This is a genomic window from Thiohalocapsa sp. (genome assembly GCF_019695415.1).
GTDB lineage: Bacteria > Pseudomonadota > Gammaproteobacteria > Chromatiales > Chromatiaceae > Thiohalocapsa.
Genome location: NZ_JAIFKJ010000019.1, coordinates 1,910 through 2,634, shown reverse-complemented (window position 1 = coordinate 2,634; position 725 = coordinate 1,910). Strand labels below are relative to the sequence as shown.

The following is a 725-nucleotide window of genomic DNA, read 5'->3' as shown; positions in this document are numbered from 1 at the left end:
CGCGATCGTCGGCATCCTCCGCCGCTTTCTCGTCATGGGACCTGACGGCGATGGCATAATATTTGTCGGCAACGCGGTCATGTGGGTAGATGTCGCGCGCCATCTGGACGAGTGCCGCCATCGTTTCGGGCTTGAGCGCCTTCGTTTCCAGCGCCCAGCTATCGGTGGCATGTGCGATGAAGCTCGTCCCGATGATGAGAACGGCGCCTGCCTTGACACCAGAGGCAAGCAATTCCCGACGGGTCATACCCCGCGGGTTTCGGGGCTCTTGCATGGCCTTTCTCCTCCCTAGAGTTCCAGCGACCAAGAAGCTGAAGAACGTGTTTTTGGTCTTTAACCGAGCCGGTCTTTGACGTCCGCGGCGAAGTCTTCATAACGCCGCAGCGATTTGACCTGCACATCGACGGCATGGCCGTGTTTCTTCATGATGGGCAGGTCGAAAAGGATGCGGTCGAGCGTGTCCGGGCTGTCGACATTGACGACGGCGAAGACCCGTCGCTCGCCAACAACCTTCCACAGATCGACCACGGCGCCGGCAGCCTTGGCCGCGAGCGCGGCGTCGGCTTCCTCGGCCCAGATTTTGAAAAGGTCGGCCTGAGATTGACTCGCGTCATACCCGACCGAGAAGGCAAGGTGCTAGAGCATAGGGCGTTTCCCTGTCCCTTATACACATTTGACGCTGCCGACGAAGAGGAAAGTGGAGATGCAGGTGGTCAGCGGACCAA

The 725-nt window shown here is 59.6% G+C and carries 2 pseudogenes; both read right to left on the bottom strand.

Features of this window, described 5'->3' with window-relative positions:
* Positions 1–274: pseudogene (locus tag I6U14_RS00260) on the bottom strand (hypothetical protein); the annotation flags it as partial.
* Positions 275–429: 155 nt separating this feature from the next.
* Positions 430–579 (bottom strand): annotated as a pseudogene (locus I6U14_RS18190) (muconolactone Delta-isomerase family protein); the annotation flags it as partial.
* Between the last annotated feature and the right edge of the window lie 146 nt (positions 580–725).